This window comes from Butyrivibrio sp. CB08 (genome assembly GCF_003625485.1).
GTDB lineage: Bacteria > Bacillota > Clostridia > Lachnospirales > Lachnospiraceae > Butyrivibrio.
Genome location: NZ_RAIR01000002.1, coordinates 279,750 through 300,096, shown reverse-complemented (window position 1 = coordinate 300,096; position 20,347 = coordinate 279,750). Strand labels below are relative to the sequence as shown.

The following is a 20,347-nucleotide window of genomic DNA, read 5'->3' as shown; positions in this document are numbered from 1 at the left end:
TTTTTATTTGAAATGGAGAATAAAGCAGTGAATAATACAGGTAGAATTTCAGAAATACAAAAGAACAGTTATAAGATAAGATTCGAAGGAAAAGACATTCCTGGAAAACTTAAAGGAAGCTTCTATGAAAAAGAAGCAAGCGAACTTCCCGTGGTTGGCGACTATGTAGAGTTTACCTACAATCCCCAGGGAGATTCAATGATCACAAAGGTCCTTGAGAGGACAAGTTTTCTTCAGAGACCTGATCAGGCCAAGACAGCCACAATGCAGTACATGGTTGCCAACGCAGATTACACATTTATCATCACCTCACTTAATGAGGACTACAGCTTTAACAGAATAGCAAGATATGTAAGCGTTGTGCTTCAGGGCGGATCAACTCCTGTAGTGGTTCTGACCAAGTCAGACCTTTGTAACAACGTTGGCAGGTACACCAGAGAAGTTGAGCAGATCTCAGACAAGGTAAGAGTCCATGCGATCTGTGCCCTCTACGACATCGGAATGGAGGAGCTTGATGAGTACCTTATCCCAGGTAAGACCATCTGCCTTATGGGATCATCCGGAGCTGGCAAGTCCACTCTTTTAAACGCTCTTGCGGGAAAAGAGCTGATGAAGACCTCCGCCATAAGGGAGTACGATTCAACCGGTCGCCACACCACAACTCACAGACAGCTAATAGACCTTGAAAACGGCGTATCAATAATCGACACTCCTGGTATGAGAGAGCTTGGAATGGCAAGGGTTGAAGAGGGACTAGATGACACCTTCAGAGACATTGTTGAGCTTGAGTGCTGCTGCAAGTTCAGCGACTGCAAGCATGACACAGAACCTGGATGCGCCATCAAGGCCGCCATTAAAAACGGAGAGCTGTCAGAACAAAGGTACATTCTCTACAAGAGTCTTAGCCAGGAGAACGTCCGCAACTATGCCAAGAAAAAAGAGATTTCCAAGTGGGCAAAGCAGGCGGTGAAGTTCAAGAATAACAACAACTGGTGCTAAAGGCTGCCAGAAATAACTCAAAAACATATCAGTGTAAAACAGACCCAAATCAGTGCAGATGAGGGTCTGTTTTTTTACCTCTGTTAGACTAGGCTCTAGAGGAGAAATGTTATGAAAAAATATGGAAATATAATTCCCATTTTAATAATAGCTGTGTCACTTGTTGGATGCGGGATCATTCAGAGTTCAGCCGTTGACAGGTCAGACGACAGCACAGCATATCTGACAAATGTCTTATCTTCATACGATGATGGATATGGAGAGATGAAGTCTTTTGAAACAGCTCTGAGCAGGTTTTCAAACATCGACATAAATCTTTCAGTTGGTGATGTCACCGTAGAAAAAGGAACGGACTACAGCATAGAGTACTGCTTCCCTGAAAAGATCCAGCCAGAATACGGCGTCAAGGATGGAACTCTTGTAATAGAGGGTAAGGAAGTAAAGACGATCTCTGATAATAAGCTCAGCAAGACTTATCTTATCATCACGGTTCCAGAAGAGATGGACCTCAAGGATGTATCAATAAGTGTTGCCATGTCTGATGTAAATGTTGATGACATCCATGCAGATAAGCTTAAAGGAAAGACATCCATGGGCGATGTGTATGTGAAGAGATGTGAGTTTTCTGATGCGAAATGGGACTGCGCCATGGGCTATGTTTCTTTTGACGGAAAGTACAACAAGCTGAATCTTGAAAGTTCCATGGGAGACATCAAGGTTTCCAACAATACAAACTGGAAGGGAACTTTAAAGACAGGAATGGGCAATATTGAAGTAGACGGAAAGCCTCAGGGAGCGTTGTACACCAAATGATCCATGGAAAAGAGCTATGGAAAGAGGAGAAGATATGAAAAAATTTGGAAAGGTTGCTGCAATAGTTGGAATTATCCTTGCAGCACTTGTATTTATAGATTACGGTTTTTCAGTTTATTGTTACAACTCAGCCATCAATAAAAGGTATGAGACCTACGAGCCCACATCTCTTAAGATATCTGATTTTCCGGATCTGACATCTACAAGATATCAGTTCACTTCAGATAAAGGACAGAAGCTCTCTGGATATTTATATAGCACAGAGGGAACTCCAAAGGGAATCGTAGTGATAGCCCATGGACTTGGCTCTGGTCATAACTTCTATATGGAGGCCGCGAACTTTTTTGCCAAACACGGATACTATGCATTTGCCTACGATGTAACGGGCAACGACAGCAGTGAAGGTAAGAGCATCGGCGGAATCCCACAGGGAGTTATCGATCTGGATTCAGCCATAACATTTGTAGAAGAGAGCGGCAATTTTCCAAAGATTCCAATCATGCTCTTTGGACACAGCTGGGGTGCTTACAGTGCATGCAGCGTTCTTGAGTATCATCCTGAGGTGAAGGCAGTAATAGCTGTTTCAGGATGCAACGAATCTTCCGATGTGTTTGAAGTTGGAGCTAGGCAGGAAGCAGGATCTCTTGCTGCTCTTATGGTTCCATGTGTTAAAGTTCATGAGCGCATCAAGTTTGGCAAGGTTGCTGGAGCAACAGCCATGAAGGGCTTTGAAAATAGTGATGCCAGAGTCATGGTGGTTCACAGCGAGGACGACGATGTGGTTGGAATCAACTATGGCTACGACATCTACTATGATAAATACAAGAACGATCCAAGATTCTCATTTATGAGGCTTAAGGATAACGGTCACAGCTATGTTTTTGATGACACAACTTACATCGATGAGTTTAATGAGGAGTTTGCTGGTTGGCTGGACACTTTAGATTATGACTACGCCGACAGAGATAATGAGGAGCAGTTCATCAAGGATAAGGCTGATTACATACATAAGAACCTTGACAGACAAAGGTGGAGCAATAAACTTGATACAAGGATGTTTGATCAGTTTGTTGCCTTCCTTGATAACGACGCTTCAAGTAAAAGCGCCAAGGTCAGCGCTGGCTGGATGCAGGTTTTAGATTTGGGATTTTAATAGAAAAGAGGAGACGTTATGAAAGTATTACTGTTTTGCTGTAAGGGATTTGAAACCATGGAGTTTGCCCCATTTTTGGATGCATGCGGATGGGCGAGGGATGATTTTCACAATGACATCAATGTTGTGACAGCAGGCTTTACCAAGACCGTTGTTTCAACCTTTGGAGTTCCGGTAATTGTAGATAAGCTCTTTGATGAGATAGATGCGAGTGACTTCGATGCCCTTGCAATCCCTGGAGGGTATGAGGAATATGGATTCTACGAGGATGGCTATAAACCTGAGTTCCTTGATCTTATCAGAAAGTTTGATGAGGCAGGAAAGCCAATCGCATCAATCTGCGTTGGAGCTCTTCCTATAGCAGCAAGTGGAGTACTTAAGGGAAGAAATGCAACCACTTATCACCTTGGAAGTGGCATCAGACAGAAGCAGCTTGCTGAGTTTGGAGTCAATGTGATCCCGGATCAGAGAATAGTTGTTGATAAAAACATCGTCACAAGCTTCTGCCCTGAGACCGCAGCAGATGTGGCTTTTACGCTTCTTGAGCTTCTTCTTGGAAAAGAGATGTCCAAAACCGTTTCAGCAGCCATGGGATATTAACAAATTCCATGGAGCCCAAAACCTGAAAACGTGATACAATGAGCCTATATACACATTGTCGTTTTCAGGTATATGGGAGTAGCATCCATGGTATTGTATCTTACAAGCAGCTTTATACCTTATCAGGAAATCGGTCACTATGAGAAAAAAGATCCAGGGGAATGCTATGGCTTTTTTGAGGATCTTAGACAGGAGTGGCCTGAGTCTGCAAAGATACTGTATATTCCATGTGACCCATTGGATGATGCTGCAAACGACCATCAAAAGAAGTGTATTCTTGGTGCCTTTGAGATGAAAGATCTCAAGGTGTCTGATCTACGTATGGTTACAGATGAAGACAGGAAAAAGCTTCCAGAGCTTGTTTCCTGGGCAGATGTGATCTATTTATCCGGCGGTCATACGCCAACTCAGCTTGCTTTCATGAAACGTATAGGGCTTAAAGAAGCTCTTTTATCCTATAAGGGTATTGTCATTGGCCTGAGCTCAGGTTCAATGAATGCTGCGTATAATGTTTATCTTACTCCAGAGCTTAATGGTGAAGCTGTGGATCCAAACTACGTTCGCTTTTTGGAGGGACTTGATCTAACCAATATCGAGATAATTCCACATGCAGATTATTTAAAACAGACTTCATTAGATGGCAGGGATTATATAAAAGACATTGTGATCCCCGACAGCTATGGAAGCAGGTTTTACCTGATCACCGACGGAAGCTACTTCAAGGTGAAAAATGGTAAGACTGTTTTTCGTGGTGTCGGTGAACTTGTTGAAGATGGAAAGATCACACCTCTTAAACAGGGAACAGTGATCCCATACATGGGTGTCTATGAGCAGCCTGTTATCAAGACTATATTGGAAGATGGTTTTGATCTGGTGGTTTCAGTAAATACCACAAATCAGGTCTGCGAGATCTATCATCTCTGCGAGGAATTCTCAAGGCTCTTTGCCACCAGCCGTCTTAAGTACAGCGATATTTGCTTCAGACTTTCCCAGATGATATGGGAGGATGAGAAGGATACTTTCCTTATCAATGTTGCTCTTCCTAATATAAGAAAAGAGCTAAAGGAGAAAGGTTCTTTTGTAAAAACTGTTCACATTGATTCGGAGTCCGGCAGACGCGCCAAGAATGTCAGAGTGAGAGAAGTTCCGGGTTATCCAGACTGGATATTGTTTGTCTTTTACGATATAACTACAGCCCTTGACCACGACTGGATGACAGATGAATATGCAAGGACAGGCTTTGTTGAAAGAGCTAAGCTCTTCCTTAAGGAACTTCCTGCAGATGGCCATTACAGCCTCGTGTACACCAACGTCAAAGGCTTTAAGGCTGTAAACGAGCTCTTTGGCGATAAGAACGGCGATCTGGTCATCTTCCAGACAAGGGATGTACTGCGTAAATACTTAAAGCCGCTGATCATGGGAAGACTTGAAAGTGATCACTTTGTCCTTATCACCTCCGATGAAAACCTGACAGAAGCTAACCTTAAGGCTATGTGCAGTCAGTCTTTCAGGATTGAATCCAAAGAGTTTAACTATGAGATCAGCTGCGGAATTTATGCGATAGGTAATTCCAATGTGGAGATAACTCAGCTCATAGCAGGAGCCAAGCTTGCAGAGAAGAGCTTAAAGGCTGGAAAGGGAACTTTTTTTGCTTACTATGACGATGCCATGAAGGAAGGGTACCTCCTGCAGAGGACGCTTCTTGCTGATTTTGAACGTGGTATAGAAGACAATGAATTTGAGCCCTATTATCAGCCTATTATCAATGCCAAAACTGGCGAGATAGTCAGCGCAGAAGTCCTTGTCAGATGGCGCCATAAGGACTTTGGAATGGTATCACCAAGTGACTTTGTACCTGTGCTTGAGGCTGAGGGCAAGATTTCAGTCCTTGATAACTTTATAGTTGAGAGGGGAATGGAGCTTGTAGCAAGGCGCACAGGCAGCGGCAAAAAGATAGTGCCATGTGCCATAAACCTCTCCAGGATAGACTTCTACGATGCTGCATTTATAGACAGCATATTTGAGAGGATAAATAAGCTTAAGCTTGACACCAAGATGATCAGATTTGAGGTTACTGAGTCCGCCTACGCAGATCTTGAGTCGAAGGCCCTTGATTACCTTAATGAGATGAAGCTTCAGGGAATCAGGATACTCCTTGATGATTACGGAAGCGGCATGAGTTCCCTGTCTATGCTGGAAAATTTCAACTTCGATATCATCAAGCTCGACATGGGATTTATCCGCAAGATCGGCCAAAATGACAAGGTGGAGTCCATCATTATCACCACCATTGGCCTTGCCCACATGATAGGAGCCAAGGTTACAGCAGAGGGTGTTGAAACAGAGCAGCAGCTCAAGTTCCTAAGAAACTATGACTGCGATTACATTCAGGGATTCTACTGCTACAAGCCAATGCCGGAATCTGAGTTTGAAAAACTCCTGGACTAATTCAAAAAAGATATCAGTGTAAAGCAGATCCAAATCAGTGTATTTGGGTCTGTTTTTCTTTTGCTTGACATAGAATGATCCTGTAACTAATATATCAAATAGATATATCAATAAGATATATGTTAAGGAGATTATTAAAATGAAAAAGACTAAGAGACAGACAATAAGAAAGACTCTGCTTTTAATATCATTTCTGCTTTTTCCAATAACAATCTGGTATTTCTCACCCTACCTGATAATCCAGGCAGCATCGGAGCACATCATAAATGGAAGCTTCATAGTATTTGTGTTAATGCTGGTTTTGTCCATGTTTTTTGGAAGAGCCTGGTGCGGATACCTGTGCCCTGCCGGTGGCCTTCAGGAGTGCGCCATGAGGATAAAAGATACTCCGGCACCTCAGGGGAAACGTGATAAAATAAAGTATGTGATCTGGGTCGTATGGATCGCCGCTGTGATCGTGACCTTTATCCTTGGGAAGAACGATGTAACTGTAAATCCCTTTTATATGACAGATCATGGCATTTCAGTTTCGGGGATATACAACTACGTGATCTACTACGGAGTGATCCTGCTTCTTGTAGTACCACCACTTGTTCATGGGAAAAGAGCTACCTGCCACTATATATGCTGGATGGCACCCTTTATGGTGATCGGCAGCAGCATAGAAAGGTTCCTTCATCTGCCTCAGCTCCATGTGGAGGCTGACAAGAGTAAGTGTGTATCCTGTGGTATGTGCTCCAAGGCCTGCCCAATGGGTCTTGATGTAAAAAAAATGGTGGCTGATGGAACGGGACCAAAGTGCACAGAGTGCATCCAGTGCGGCGCATGCGTAGATGAGTGCCCTAAGAAGGTTTTAAAATACAAGCTTTTGTGGAGATAAAAACATGGCTAAGGACAGGAAGATAGACCTGGTGATTCTGGGGCTTTTATCCCATGAGGATCTTACAGGCTACGATATAAAAAAGAGAATAGACGGAGCCATTGGCTTTTTCTGGAAGGGAAGCTTTGGAAATATCTATCCATCCCTAGCTGCCATGGAAGAGCAGGGGCTTGTTAAGAAGGCCAGGGTCAAGACAAGCGGAGCCAGGGAGAGGATTCCCTACCATATAACTGCAAAGGGCACTAAGGTCCTTAATGAATGGATCTCAGATGATAAGGCTACTAACGAGCTTAAGTATGAGACTCTTTTAAAGCTCTATTTTGGAGGGGCTTCAACCAAAGAAATCTCCGTAAGGAACATAGAAGTTTTTGAGGAAGATATAAAGCGCAGTTTATCTCTTTTGTACCTGTATAAAGAGAACCTTGAAAAGGTCCTTGATGAAGAGGACCATATTTACTACTATCTGACTGTGACCTTTGGTATAGACACTTACGAGGCTTACCTTAAGTGGTGCGACAAGGCCAAGAAGCTATTAAAGAGCAAAAGAAAAGGCAAGTAATATATGAAGAAAAACCTTTATGGAAATGAAGACGCTGATATTGTCCTTATCCAGATGGTTGACGACCATGACCTTGAATACATCGAGAGAGAAGTTTCTGTTATACAGGAGAATGTGAAAAGAGATTTCTGCCTCGTGGCGCTTCATGTCACAAACTGGAATGATGACTTATCTCCCTGGGAATCCGAAGCGGTCTTTGGAAATGAAGGTTTTGGTGGAAATGCAGAGGCTACGCTAAAAGAGGTCCTTGAGCTTTGCACAGATAAGAGCAAAACCTACCATATTGGAGGCTACTCCCTTGCAGGACTCTTTGCGCTTTGGGCTGCATATCAGACAGATATCTTTGAAGGCGTTGCTGCAGCTTCGCCCTCCATCTGGTTTCCGGGATTTGTGGATTATATGAAAGACCATGAACTTAAAGCTCACAGTGTGTACTTAAGTCTTGGAGATAAAGAGGAGAAGGCAAGAAATCAGACTATGGCTAAAGTGGGTGACTGCATAAGAGGGGCACATGAATACTTGCAGAGCAGGGGCATAGACGTAACCCTTGAATGGAATCAGGGTAATCATTTTAAAGATGCAGACCTTCGGACAGCCAAAGCTTTTTCCTGGATCCTTAACAGGACGTAAGAATATATATAAGTGTAAAACAGACTCAAATCAGTGTCAGATGGGAGTCTGTTTCTTTTTGGTGATAGGATATCTTTGACAATATAGATGTAATAAGGAACGGAGGCCGGTATGAAAACTATAGGACTTATCGGTGGCATGAGTTGGGAGAGCACTGTCACCTATTATGAGATTTTAAATAAAGAAGTAGCAGGTGCGCTTGGAGGATTCCACAGCGCCAAGATTCTTATGTACAACGTGGATTTTGCAGAGCTTGAGGAGAATATGTCAAACGGCTATTGGGCGGGAAATGCAGTGATCCTTGCAGATGCTGCCACAAGACTTGAGAAGGCGGGAGCAGATTTTATTGTCATCGCAACAAACACCATGCACAAGCTTGTTGACGAGATCCAAAAGCAGATAAATATCCCGATCCTTCACATATCCGATGCTGCAGCTGATGCTGTAAAGTGCGACAACATAAGGAAAGTGGGACTTCTTGGAACAAAGTTCACCATGACACAGGACTTTATCAAGAGCAGGTTATCTGATGCAGGACTTGAAGTTGTGATCCCGGATGATAAGGACATTGAGCTTGTAAACGATGTTATCTTTAATGAGCTCTGTCTTGGAAAGGTTCTGGATTCTTCAAGAAAAGAGTACCAGAGGATCATTGACGATATGAAGGCAAAGGGAGCAGAGGGAGTGATCCTTGGATGCACAGAGATTGGAATGCTTATTGGCGATAAGGACAGCTGCCTTCCAACCTACGATACTACTATCATCCATGCCAAGGCAGCAGTAAAAATGGCCCTCGCCTGAAAAGCAAATAATTAAAAGTGTATAAACAAAGGCAGCCGTGAAAGCGGCTGTCTTTTTTGATGTACAGAAAAATGATATACTATAAATTAGATTAGTTTGCGCATTTGCATTTTGCTACATGGAGATTACCTATGGAAGAGAAAGACTTAAGGGACCTGTTGGATAAGGTAAAGAGCGGAGATGCCACTATTGAGGAGGCGCTTCTTAAATTGAAGGAGGCTCCTTATGAAGATATGGGCTTTGCCAAGCCTGACCTTCACAGAGGTCTTCGCCAGGGTAAGCCTGAGGTCATCTACGGCCAGGGCAAGACTCCAGAGCAGATCGTTAAGATATCAGAGATGCTTCTTAGCCATGGACAGAAAAAAGTCCTTATTACAAGGATGTCCCAGGAAGCTGCTACATATTATGAGTGTAACAGATCAGAGCTTACAAAAGAGCTCTTTTACGATGAACTCAGCAAAGTTGGAATTGCCTTTGGAGAAAAGGCTGATGAAGCTGATGACAAGGTTGGCAAAATAGTCATTGCTACAGGCGGAACCAGTGATATGCCAGTTGCAGAAGAGGCAGCTCTTACTGCAGAGTTTTATGGCAATAACGTTGTAAGGCTCTATGACGTGGGCGTAGCAGGTATCCACAGACTTATGTCCAAGGAGCCCATGGAAGAGATCATGACAGCAAATGTGGTCATTGCCATTGCTGGAATGGAAGGTGCTCTTGCCAGCGTGGTTGGAGGACTAGCGGACTGCCCTGTTATTGCGGTTCCAACAAGTGTGGGATATGGAGCTTCCTTCGGGGGACTGTCAGCTCTTTTGTCCATGCTCAATTCCTGTGCCAGCGGAGTAAGTGTCGTTAACATCGACAACGGCTTCGGCGCCGGATTCTTAGCAAGTATGATCAATCAAAAATAAAATAAATGGATGTATGAAAGGAAGTGTTTCTTACAATGCGAGTAGGAAGTAGAAGATTTAAGAAGATGGTTTCAACCATTGCCCTTGTGCTTATTCTGGTGATGGTTCTTGGAATGGTGGCAAGTTCACTTACAGGATGCGGTGGAGTTTCCGCAAGCGGAGATGACGTGACAATAAGAGTTGCAGCTCTTAAAGGGCCTACAACCATCGGACTTGTGAACCTTATAGATGATGCTAAAAACGGAACTTCAGATGTTAAGTGCGAATTCGAGATGTACACGCAAGGGTCAGATATCATGGCAGCCATGGTTGCTGGAAACGTGGATATCGGACTTGTTCCTTCAAACGTTGCCTGTGTTATGGATAAAAAGGTTGAGGGCGGTGTTTCAATAATCGATATCAACACACTTTCAGTACTTAACTGCGTTACAGCAGATGAGAGTGTTAAAACTGTAGAAAATCTTGCTGGCAAGACAATCTATGCAACAGGCCAGGGCGCAACTCCTGAATATACCATCAGGTATCTTCTTGAGAAGCATGACGTTAAGAACTGTGCTGTTGAGTTTAAGTCAGAGCCAACTGAGATCGTTTCTATCCTTTCAGAGGATCCAAAAGCCGTCGCAGTGCTTCCACAGCCCTTTGTGACAGCCGCAATGCTTCAGAACGAGAACCTCAAGATTGCGTTTAATCTTGATGAGGAGTGGTCAAAGGTCAACGATTCATGCAAGATCGTAACCGGTGTAACAGTAGTAACAAACAAATTCCTAAGTGAGCACAAGGGCGCGGTTGATGCGTTTATCAAGGCTCACAAGGACAGCGCAGACAAGGCTCTTGAAAATATCGACAAGACAGCAGCTCTTACAGTGGAGCAGGGCATCATTGCCAAGGAGCCCCTTGCCAAGAAGGCCATTCCAAACTGCGCAGTTGTTTGTATTTCAGGAAAAGAGATAAAAGAGACCCTTTCAGGTTATCTGGAAGTTTTATTTGAGCAGGACCCTAAGTCTGTTGGCGGACAGATCCCTTCAGATGATTTCTACTACGAAGGGTGATAAGGCGTGCAAAAGATAGTAAGGAGAACAATAGCAGCAGCGGCATGGATCATCATCTGGCAGCTGGTAGCTATGATAATACACAACAAAATACTTCTGGCAGGTCCCATAGATACAGTGGCAGCACTGGTGAGCCTTTCGAAGACTCCTTCCTTCTGGGGAAGCGTATGGCAGACAACAGGCAGGATCCTTCTGGGATTTTTTCTGGGATCAGTTATCGGAATCATCCTTGCATATATCGCCCATGAAAAGAGCTGGGTAGAAGACTTTTTAAGGCCTCTTGTTTCAGCCCTTAAGTCAGTGCCGGTAGCAAGCTTTGTAATACTGCTTCTTATCTGGTTTGGCAGCAGTAACATTTCCATTATCATCTGCGCAATGGTGGTATTTCCGATCCTGTATCTGAACACTTTAGAGGGCTTAAAGAGCACAGATGTTAAGCTCCTTGAGATGGCAAAGGTTTTCAGGATGCCAGGCGGCAGAAGGCTTAGATACATATATCTTCCACAGCTGTCTCCGTTTTTTAAGAGCGCATTTAAGCTCGCCATTGGAATGAGTTTTAAGAGCGGAATCGCAGCAGAAGTAATCGGGCAGCCACTTAATACCATTGGCAACGGACTGTACTTATCCAAGATATATCTTGAGACAGCAGACCTTTTCGCATGGACCATCGTTGTTGTTCTTATATCCTTTGTATGCGAAAAGATAATTACGAAAGTGATAGACATCCTATGACCATAGAGATCAAAGATGTATGCAAGTCCTTTGACGGGCAGCAGGTACTAAACAATTTCAATCTGAATATAGAGTCAGAGCACAGCTACGTCATAACCGGACCTTCCGGATGTGGCAAGACAACGCTTCTTAGACTGATCCTTGGACTTGATGAGTGTGACAGTGGCAGCGTCAAGCTCCTTGGGGATTACAAGTATCCTTTTATAAACTGCGGAATGGTCTTTCAGGAAGATCGCCTGTGCGAAGACTACGACGCCGTCACCAACGTGACCATGGTCAGTAAGAAGGTTTTTAAGGAAACAGTTATCGAGGAGCTAAAAAAGCTTCTGCCGGAAGAAGCTCTTTTCAAACCGGTAAAAGAATTATCCGGCGGCCAGAAAAGACGCGTTTCGATAGTAAGAGCCTGTGCCATCCCAAGCGACATCCTCATTATGGATGAACCATTTACGGGGCTTGATGAGGAGGCCAGGAAAACAGCAATAGCTTATATAAGAGATAAACAGGGGTCAGGTCCCCTTGTTATTACAACCCACGATACCACAGGCCTTGAGTTTGGCAGAATAATAGACCTTGGCATAGCGACCTGATATGAGTTAAAGAGTGTTTTATTTTTGGAGGAGATTTATTTATGGTAACAAATGATGCGAGTATGAACAGCTTTAAGCACAAGATCATGGAGGAAGTGTGCAGACTTGAGTGGAACAATGAAAACGATCAGGAGCACATCGAACAGCTTGTACTTAAGATGATCCCAGGCCCCAAGCCAGAGTACAGATGCTGTGTTTATAAAGAAAGAGAGATCGTTCGTCAGAGGATCAACCTGGCAAATGCCAAGGCTCCCAGCTACAATCCTGATTCAGATAACATAGTTCAGGTTATTGATCCTGCCTGCGACGAGTGTCCTATCGCAGCTTATTCAGTAACTGATAACTGTCGTTTCTGTATGGGTAAGGCCTGCATCAGCTCCTGTAAGTTTGGCGCCATCACCCCTGGTGATACCCACATGCACATCGATCCAGCCAAGTGCAAGGAGTGCGGAATGTGTGCTACAGCCTGCCCTTACAACGCTATCGTTCATCTTGAGAGACCTTGTAAGAAGGCCTGTCCTGTAGGCGCTATTACCTACGATGAGTACGGCTACTGCAAGATCGATGAAGAGAAGTGCATCCAGTGTGGTCACTGCATCCACAGCTGTCCTTTCGCAGCTATCGGAAGTAAGACCTTCCTTGTAGATATCATCAAGGAGATCAAGGCTGGAAAAGAAGTTATCGCCATGTGCGCACCTGCTACAGAGGGTCAGTTTGGCGAGGATATCTCAATGGGATCCATCAGAGAAGGGCTTAAGAAGATCGGCTTTGCGGACATGGTTGAGGTCGGACTTGGTGGAGATATGACTGCTGCTTATGAGTCAGAGGAGTGGTCAGAGGCCTACAAGGAAGGCAGAAAGATGACAACATCCTGCTGTCCAGCTTTCATCAACATGTTAAAGAAACACTTCCCGGATCAGTATAAAGAGAACATGAGCACCACAGTTTCACCTATGTGTGCTATTTCAAGATATTTAAAGACTACAAGACCTGGCTGCGTTACAGTATTCATCGGACCTTGCATCGCTAAAAAGAGTGAGGCTCAGGATAAGTCAGTTCCAGATAACGCAGATTACGTAGTAACCTACGGTGAGCTCAGAGCTCTCATGAGATCCAAGGATGCCAAGTTTGAACCTGTTTCTGAAAACTATCAGGAGTCTTCAATCTGGGGCAAGCGCTTTGCAACCAGCGGCGGTGTTGCCAATGCGGTTATTGAGTGCATGCAGGAGAGAGGAGAAGACACGACGCAGCTTAAGCTCCTTAGGGCAGCAGGCGGATCAGAGTGTAAAAAAGCTCTCACCCTCCTTAAGGTTGGTAAGCTTCCAGAGGACTTCATCGAAGGAATGGTTTGTCCTGGAGGCTGCGTAGGCGGACCTTCAAGACACAAGAACATCAGTGATATAAACAAGCCAAGGGAGGCACTGCTTGCCAAGGCTGATGACAGAAAAGTATTAGAGAACCTCAAGAACTATCCAATGGATAAATTCTCAATGCACAGAGATGGACACATGTAATATCGACTCTTGTTACACCGCTATGAGGGGCAAGATTTATGGATATACTCAGCATCTTAGGCAGACCCAAGGAACAAAGGACCATTAAGGCAGATGTCATGAATTTTATCATGGTCCTTTTTACCTCTACCTTTACAATCATATACACCGAAGCCATACCTTCACTTGACGGGGCTGGCTTTGGTGTTGCTGGAATTGTGTATTCACTTAGATATGTTCCCATCATGATCACGACTGCCCTTGGCGGTAATGTCCCTGGTATGGCAAGTGTGCTCCTTGTTTTTCTGCACAGAAGCTTTACCAGCAGCTCTTTTTCCTATCTGACATTTATATACCTGCTGGTAGTATGCGTAGTTGATCTCCTCACCAGAAGGCGCTTCTTTAACAAGTGGTACAAGGTCATCTTTGTTACTTTCTTTATGATGAACCTGGTAGGAACCTTCTGGGCCATTTTGCTGCTTCTTCTTAGCGATAATGGAATCATGTATGCAACACCAATGCAGATCGTCTATATCTTTTTGAATGAACTTCCGGGCTGCCTTCTTAGCAGCACGGTGGTTTATCTTGTTTTCAAAAAACTTCCCGACAAAGTAAAACTAATATTTGCAAACGGAAAATACTATGTGAATCCGGAGAAGCTTTCAGACGATGAGAGATACGAGGTTGAAAAGCGCTCCAGGATCAGCAGCGTAATCATGAACATCATCGTATTTGAGGCGCTGGTGCTTGGTCTTGCAGCTGAGTTTGCTTCAAATACCCTTATTCCTACAATGCATGATTACTATCATGATGAAAACGTTATAACCAGCAGTGATTATGATCTGTCTGGTATCAACAGCGCTGAGAGACTCGAGAACACTGTTTACAGGCAGCTTACAGAAGAGGTCAAAAATGAAGGGGCCTACTTCGCCGATACTATTGTAGGCGGAGGCATCAATTATAGATACAGTGTGCGCCTTGCCATGCTGATCTCCATATTGGTCATTCCTCTTGCGGTGTTTGTTAATAGATATGCTCAGTACAGGATAGCAAGACCCATAAGGAACATGTCCAAGGTCATGTCCGGCATCTATAACGCCAAAGAAGGGTACCTTAACGAGTCTATCAAGGCAGTACACGACCTGGACCTTCGGACAGGCGATGAGATAGAGGATCTGTACCACGCCGTGGACCTTACGGTCTACAGGCTGGTGGAGTACATTGAACTTGTTAAGACAAGGCAGTCCATCGAAGATCAGCTTCAGGTTGCCAAGTCCGCCAATGAAGCCAAGTCCAGGTTCCTTTCGAATATCTCCCACGAGATCAGAACTCCTATCAACGCCGTTCTTGGCTTTGACGAGATGATCCTTAGAGAGAGTAAGGACGACGAGATCCTGGGCTACGCCAGGGATATCCAGAGTTCGGGTAAGACTCTTTTGGCGCTTATCAACGATATCCTCGACTTCTCCAAGATCGAAGCGGGCAAGATGGAGATCATCCCTGTGGAGTACGAGCTTGGCTCAATGATGAACGATATTGTCAACATGTCAGAGATGAGAGCCAGGGAAAAGAGCCTTAAGCTCCACGTCAATGTCGATGAGAACACGCCGCACATTCTCTTTGGCGATGAGATCAGGATAAAGCAGTGTATCATCAATATCATCACCAACGCTGTTAAGTATACCGAGGAAGGCTCGGTTACTCTGGATGTGTCTTATGAAGTGGTTGAGAGCGAAGAATCCTTTGACGCTGACGAAGATTTCATCGATCTTAAGGTCAGTGTTTCTGATACCGGAATTGGAATCAGGCAGGAGGATATGGACAAGCTCCTTGGCGCCTTTGAGAGAATAGATGTCAAGAAAAACCGCACCATTGAGGGTACCGGCCTTGGAATCAGCATTGTCACAAGTCTTCTTGGCATGATGGATAGTAAGCTTGAAGTTGACAGCGAATATGGTAAAGGCAGCGTATTCTCTTTTGTCATAAGACAGAAGGTTATAAGCTGGGACAGAGTTGGCGACTTTGCCCAGAAAGTTAAGGAAGCCCAGAAGGATGCAAAGGGCTACAAGGAGAGTTTCCAGGCTGAGAAGGCAAGGATCCTTGTGGTTGATGACACCAAGACCAATCTTACAGTTATAGAGGGCCTTCTTAAGCAGACCAAGATGAAGATAGACACTGCAACCAGCGGCAAAGAGGCTCTTAAGCTGGTTAAGGAGAACAAGTACGACGTGATCTTCCTTGATCACAGAATGCCTGAAATGGACGGCGTTCAGACCTTCCATGCCATGGAGGAGATGGAGGACAATCTCAATAAAGAGACTCCGGTCATTGCTCTTACTGCAAATGCAATCTCAGGTTCAAGAGAGATGTACTTCAGGGAAGGCTTTACCAACTATATGTCCAAGCCTGTAGACCCTGCAAAGCTTGAGGAGATGATACTTTCTTACCTTCCAGAGGATATGGTTTCAAGGCCTGGAGATGTGGCCTATGTTGCGGAAACTCAGGAGGATAACGGCGAAGAGAAAGCCATCATGCAGGAGCTTCTTAAGATAAATGGAATAGACATCAATTCTGCAATAGAGAGGTGCGGATCAGCTATGGCAGCAAGAGACGTAATGAGAGACTTCTGGCTTGCTATTGATGACAGGGCGGCACACATCGAAAGATACGAGATGGAAAAGAACATTAAGGACTACACCATCTATGTACATGGCCTTAAGAGCTCTGCCAAGGCTATCGGAGCGCTGGACCTTTCCGAGAAGGCTGAGTACCTCGAGGCCTGTGGAAATGGCGGAGATATTGATGAGATTGAGATGCTGACGCCAGGTCTTTTGACCCTGTACAGGAGCTATTCCAAGAAGCTTGAAGTACTGTTTGCGGAGGACGACAATGGTAAACCGCTGATCAGCCCTGAAGATCTTGAAGGGGCCTTCGCTTCAATAAAAGAGTTTGTCTCTGCATCCTACTTTGACAGTGCAGATGATATAGTTGCTATGCTTGAAGGATACAGGATTCCAGCGGATTACAAGAATAAATTCCTGGAGGTCAAGAGGCTTCTTGCGGCAGTTGACAGAGATGGACTTTTAAATGTATTGTGATTTATAAGAAGATGGAAAAATGTGCTGTGGCGGATGTTTCGGCGCATAGAAAGGCAGCTAAATGGAAAAAAGGGTATTGCTTATTGGCATTCAGAAGAGCTTTATGATAAATGCCATAGCAGTGGGACTTCAAAAGGAAAACTACAAGGTAGAGACAGTTGATCCATACGCTGGAGCTATTGACAGGTTGATCGACAGGCCAGATATCTACATTCTTTATCTTGGAGATCTGGCATCAGAAGCAACATCTCTTTTTACTTATCTCAATGAACATATAGATTCTGAGAGATTCCTGCTTTATCTCATTGGTAATAATGATGAGCTTACCTATGCAACTTCTATTATTGGCAAGGAAAAAATACAGGAGACCTATTTAAGGCCCCTGGATGTCAAGCTTCTTGTAGAGCATCTGAATATGGTTGTGGATTACAGCGCTGTTGATGAGAGCCTCAGGAAGAAGGTTCTTATTATCGACGATGACGGCGCTATGCTCAGGATGATGAAGACCTGGCTCTCTGTTAAGTACCATGTGTATATGGCGAGCTCAGGTAAGATCGCGCTTACATTCCTTGAGCAGACTCCCGTTGACCTGGTACTGCTTGATTATGAGATGCCGGTCATGAGTGGCCCTGAAGTACTTAAGGCCATGAGAGATCACTCCAAACTCAAGAATGTTCCGGTTATCTTCCTGACAGCCAAGGATGACAAAGAGTCCGTAATGAAGGTTGTTTCCCTTAAGCCAGCCAAGTATCTTCTTAAGTCCATGCCCAAGGATAAGCTCATTGGAGCTATCGATGAGTTCTTTGTGATGATGGACGCAAGAAATAACAAACAATAAAACATCAAGGAAGGTAGACTAATAATGATTTCCAAACTGATTGACAAGATTCAGAAGACCAACGCACCTATTGTTGTGGGATTAGACCCTAAGCTTTCTTTTATTCCTGACGCCATGAAGGAGAGATGCTTTGAGGAGAAAGGAAAAAACCTTGAAGGTGCTGCAGAAGCCTTTTGGCAGTTCAACAAGGAGATCATCGACAATATTTATGATATAGTTCCTGCAGTTAAGCCACAGATCGCCATGTATGAAGAACTTGGCATTCCTGGACTTATCACATTCAAAAAGACTGTAGAGTACTGCAAGGAAAAGGGACTTATCGTTATAGGCGATATCAAAAGAGGTGATATCGGATCTACTTCAGAATCCTACGCTGTGGGACATCTTGGAAGCGTAACAATAGAAGGAGAGACCTTCAGAGGATTCGATGAGGATTTTGCAACAGTTAATCCTTATCTTGGATCAGACGGCGTTAAGCCATTTATCGATGTTTGTAATAAAGAGGACAAGGGTATCTTTGTTCTTGTTAAGACTTCTAATCCATCCAGCGGAGAGTTCCAGGACAGACTTATAGATGACAAGCCTCTCTACGAGATTGTTGGAGAGCAGGTAGAGAAGTGGGGTCTGGACTCGATGGATGGTTCATACAGTAATGTGGGCGCAGTTGTTGGTGCCACATATCCAGAGATGGGTAAGGTCTTAAGAGGCATCATGCCACATGCTTACATCCTTGTTCCTGGCTATGGAGCACAGGGAGGCAAGGGAAAAGATCTTGTTCACTTCTTTGACAAGGATGGCCTTGGTGCTATCGTCAATTCCTCAAGAGGTATAATTGCAGCATGGAAGAGCGATAACTACAAGCAGTTTGCTGATGGCAAGGTTGGTGAGGCTGCAAGAGCCGCAGCACTTGATATGCAAAAAGATATTGCTGATGCACTTGTACACTAAAATGTGCTATCATTTATGATATAACGATATATGAGGAGGGAATATGCGATACGTAGAGACAAGTCATATTAAAATTGCTGACGTAGAAGCAAAACTTGAAGGGACTAATCAGCTGATCGATGATTACATCTTTGATGTAGGCCTTAGAGACAAAGATCAGCTCAGACTTAAGCTTTTGTGTGAGGAAGTTTTAAGGCTTGCGAAATCCATTATTGGCTACGGAATTATGGATTTCTGGCTTGAGGGAACAAACAGAGTTACAAGAATTTACCTCTCAGCAGAAAACCACATGGATAAAGCTAAACAGCAGGAACTTATTTCTGTTTCCAGTACCGGCGAGAACAGTAATGAAAAGGGATTCTTCGGAGTACTTAAGTCAATGTTCCTGATGCAGGGAATTGATGACGAGGAATGGAACCTTAGGGATTATCTCCAGGAAGTTTACACCAAGAGAGAAAAGGATCCATATTCCCAGGAAGCCTGGGATGATCTTGAGAGATCACTGGTTGCTAAGCTTGCTGACGATATCGACGTTTCTGTAGATAAGAACACAGTAAAAATGGTTGTTACCAAGGACTTCTCAGAGGCCCTCAGCACAGTAGGATCAAGAGTTCCTCAGGCTATTACACCATTCACATTTATTGACAGCAACAATAAGAACGATCTTCGTACCTTTGACAAGGTTGATGAGCTTCTTGAAGACCTTGAACTTTCACCCAAGGATGCAGTTCACATGAAGCTTCTCTTTGAAGAGACAGTTGGAATGCTTAAGGCTCTTACGGCTGATTACCATGCAGCTATATGGTTTGAGAAGTACAACCACGAGTGCTGCATAAGAGTATCAGGTAAGACTGAAATGGATCAGGACAAGAAGGAAGGACTTCTTGGAGTTGCTTCTCAGAAAGAGAACACCCTGGTTAAGGGCTTCATGGGTAAGGTTGGAGACATTATCGAAAATGGTCTTCTTAACTACAACAACGTTATGAAGCTTCAGCAGGAATACGGCGGTGGATATGTCAACTACGGTACAATGGGTATGTACAATGGCGTAGAGGGAATGGCGGATTCAGGAATCATGTGGTCCCTTTACGAATACAGAGATGCTCTTAAAGAGAACATTGGCAGCAATGAAGAAGCCAAGGAAGCCTGGGATGAACTTGAAAAGTCAATCGTTGCCAGCCTTGCCAAGGATGTACTTGTTGGTGTTAAGGGCAACAGAATAGACATGACAATTGTATGTGATATCAAATAAAGATAGGAGAGGTGGATAAAATGACAATCAACAAAATAGCTAATGGAAATGAACTTACAATCGCGCTTGAGGGAAGACTTGATACAACAACAGCACCACAGCTTGACGATGAGCTTAAGACAGCACTTGAGGGCGTCACAAAGCTTGAGTTCAACTTTGAAAAGCTTGAGTACATCTCATCTGCAGGACTTCGTGTTCTTCTTTCAGCTCAGAAGGTTATGAACAAGCAGGGCAGCATGGTTATCAAGAATGTTAACGAAGAGATCAAGGAGATCTTCGAGGTAACAGGATTTGTTGATATTCTTACGATCGAGTAAGACTTTTAGTGGTTAATACTGAAACCCGCACCAGCTAAGCGCTGGCGCGGGTTTTTTATTGTGATAATTGGCTGATTACGGACCAGGAGCTTAGAAAGTCCTTTCTGGTATGTAGTTTTTGAGCCTATAACGCCTGATATTTTTTGAAATTACGGACCAGAGAGCTGGATAGTGGCATTTGGGCTGTAATTTCAGGAAAAAACTGTTGACGGAACGAGCTGAGAGCATAAAAAATTACGGAC

The 20,347-nt window shown here is 44.0% G+C and carries 19 protein-coding genes; all 19 read left to right on the top strand.

All coding sequences use genetic code 11. The features are described 5' to 3' along the window. The first annotated feature begins 27 nt into the window (after positions 1-27). The 19 genes from rsgA (at position 28) to D6855_RS04880 (ending at position 20,105) form a co-directional block, all read left to right on the top strand. Positions 28-999 (top strand): ribosome small subunit-dependent GTPase A, encoded by a 972-nt coding sequence (gene rsgA / locus D6855_RS04970; protein WP_158589474.1) that lies wholly within the window; start codon positions 28-30, stop codon positions 997-999. A 111-nt stretch (positions 1,000-1,110) separates the two neighbouring features. Then, positions 1,111-1,812 carry a DUF4097 family beta strand repeat-containing protein gene (locus D6855_RS04965; RefSeq protein ID WP_120738659.1) on the top strand — a complete coding sequence of 234 codons (702 nt, stop codon included), beginning with the start codon at positions 1,111-1,113 and terminating at the stop codon, positions 1,810-1,812. Between the two features lie 34 nt (positions 1,813-1,846). Then, positions 1,847-2,965 (top strand): alpha/beta hydrolase, encoded by a 1,119-nt coding sequence (locus D6855_RS04960; RefSeq protein ID WP_120739162.1) that lies wholly within the window; start codon positions 1,847-1,849, stop codon positions 2,963-2,965. Between the two features lie 18 nt (positions 2,966-2,983). After that, the gene (locus D6855_RS04955) at positions 2,984-3,565 is read left to right on the top strand and encodes a DJ-1/PfpI family protein (RefSeq protein WP_120738657.1); all 582 of its coding nucleotides are present in this window, start codon (positions 2,984-2,986) and stop codon (positions 3,563-3,565) included. Positions 3,566-3,652: 87 nt separating this feature from the next. Further along, positions 3,653-6,013, top strand: a complete 2,361-nt coding sequence (locus D6855_RS04950) for an EAL domain-containing protein (protein ID WP_158589473.1) — start codon at positions 3,653-3,655, stop codon at positions 6,011-6,013. A gap of 139 nt (positions 6,014-6,152) precedes the next feature. Then, positions 6,153-6,893 carry a 4Fe-4S binding protein gene (locus D6855_RS04945; RefSeq protein WP_120738653.1) on the top strand — a complete coding sequence of 247 codons (741 nt, stop codon included), beginning with the start codon at positions 6,153-6,155 and terminating at the stop codon, positions 6,891-6,893. A gap of 4 nt (positions 6,894-6,897) precedes the next feature. Next, positions 6,898-7,452 carry a PadR family transcriptional regulator gene (locus D6855_RS04940; protein WP_120738651.1) on the top strand — a complete coding sequence of 185 codons (555 nt, stop codon included), beginning with the start codon at positions 6,898-6,900 and terminating at the stop codon, positions 7,450-7,452. A gap of 3 nt (positions 7,453-7,455) precedes the next feature. Next, the gene (locus D6855_RS04935) at positions 7,456-8,082 is read left to right on the top strand and encodes an esterase (RefSeq protein WP_120738649.1); all 627 of its coding nucleotides are present in this window, start codon (positions 7,456-7,458) and stop codon (positions 8,080-8,082) included. A gap of 111 nt (positions 8,083-8,193) precedes the next feature. Continuing rightward, positions 8,194-8,883 (top strand): aspartate/glutamate racemase family protein, encoded by a 690-nt coding sequence (locus tag D6855_RS04930; RefSeq protein WP_120738647.1) that lies wholly within the window; start codon positions 8,194-8,196, stop codon positions 8,881-8,883. A gap of 131 nt (positions 8,884-9,014) precedes the next feature. Beyond that, positions 9,015-9,791, top strand: a complete 777-nt coding sequence (gene larB, locus D6855_RS04925) for a nickel pincer cofactor biosynthesis protein LarB (RefSeq protein WP_120738645.1) — start codon at positions 9,015-9,017, stop codon at positions 9,789-9,791. 35 nt (positions 9,792-9,826) lie between these two features. Next, complete coding sequence (locus D6855_RS04920; RefSeq protein WP_243111812.1) at positions 9,827-10,840, top strand: ABC transporter substrate-binding protein; 1,014 nt, start codon at positions 9,827-9,829, stop codon at positions 10,838-10,840. A gap of 6 nt (positions 10,841-10,846) precedes the next feature. Further along, positions 10,847-11,572, top strand: coding sequence for an ABC transporter permease (locus tag D6855_RS04915; RefSeq protein ID WP_243111811.1), 726 nt, complete (start codon positions 10,847-10,849; stop codon positions 11,570-11,572). Then, the gene (locus D6855_RS04910; protein ID WP_158589472.1) at positions 11,569-12,159 is read left to right on the top strand and encodes an ABC transporter ATP-binding protein; all 591 of its coding nucleotides are present in this window, start codon (positions 11,569-11,571) and stop codon (positions 12,157-12,159) included. Before D6855_RS04915 ends, D6855_RS04910 begins: the two co-directional genes overlap by 4 nt. A 41-nt stretch (positions 12,160-12,200) precedes the next feature. After that, complete coding sequence (locus D6855_RS04905; RefSeq protein WP_120738641.1) at positions 12,201-13,673, top strand: 4Fe-4S dicluster domain-containing protein; 1,473 nt, start codon at positions 12,201-12,203, stop codon at positions 13,671-13,673. 38 nt (positions 13,674-13,711) lie between these two features. After that, entirely contained in the window at positions 13,712-16,750 is a 3,039-nt protein-coding gene (locus tag D6855_RS04900; RefSeq protein ID WP_120738639.1) for a response regulator, read from the top strand. Positions 16,751-16,811: 61 nt separating this feature from the next. Beyond that, positions 16,812-17,588: a response regulator gene (locus D6855_RS04895; RefSeq protein ID WP_120738637.1), complete on the top strand. Its 777-nt coding sequence runs from the start codon at positions 16,812-16,814 to the stop codon at positions 17,586-17,588. Positions 17,589-17,612: 24 nt separating this feature from the next. Further along, positions 17,613-18,536 carry an orotidine-5'-phosphate decarboxylase gene (pyrF, locus tag D6855_RS04890; RefSeq protein WP_120738635.1) on the top strand — a complete coding sequence of 308 codons (924 nt, stop codon included), beginning with the start codon at positions 17,613-17,615 and terminating at the stop codon, positions 18,534-18,536. A 43-nt stretch (positions 18,537-18,579) separates the two neighbouring features. Next, on the top strand, positions 18,580-19,788 hold the full coding sequence (locus D6855_RS04885) for a hypothetical protein (protein WP_120738633.1): 1,209 nt from the start codon (positions 18,580-18,582) through the stop codon (positions 19,786-19,788). 20 nt (positions 19,789-19,808) lie between these two features. After that, positions 19,809-20,105, top strand: a complete 297-nt coding sequence (locus tag D6855_RS04880) for an STAS domain-containing protein (protein WP_120738631.1) — start codon at positions 19,809-19,811, stop codon at positions 20,103-20,105. Positions 20,106-20,347: the final 242 nt, after the last annotated feature.